The sequence below is a fragment of the Micromonospora sp. DT44 genome (assembly GCF_049841635.1).
GTDB lineage: Bacteria > Actinomycetota > Actinomycetes > Mycobacteriales > Micromonosporaceae > Micromonospora.
Genome location: NZ_JBNCKS010000197.1, coordinates 1 through 310, shown reverse-complemented (window position 1 = coordinate 310; position 310 = coordinate 1). Strand labels below are relative to the sequence as shown.

Below are 310 nucleotides of genomic sequence, written 5' to 3'. Positions count from 1 at the left end.
GAACAGAGAGGACGTCTCATGGTTTATAAAAAAAGAACCGAAGAAGAGTGGGTAGCGTTCGACGAGATAGCACGAGACTACTACAGAGATGGCCAAGAAAATCTGCTGACAGCCCCTTCGGCAGATTACCAGAGGTGGGCCACCAACGGGGTTTTGGTACACCTCGGAAAAGATCTTTATAATTGGCGGCAGGAGGGTAGGCAGATTCCCGGTGACATGCCCCAGTACGTGAGGGATTTTTTGGAGGGTTGCGGAGCGATCGGCGACGTGGCGAAGGCGGTCGCGCCCAGCGCTGCCAAGTTCAGTAGTG

General features: G+C 54.2%; 1 protein-coding gene. It reads left to right on the top strand.

Annotated elements, in window-relative coordinates:
• Positions 1–18: 18 nt before the first annotated feature.
• Positions 19–310: hypothetical protein (locus ACLQ25_RS32885; RefSeq protein WP_425734619.1), on the top strand; the 292-nt coding region annotated here is incomplete at its 3' end.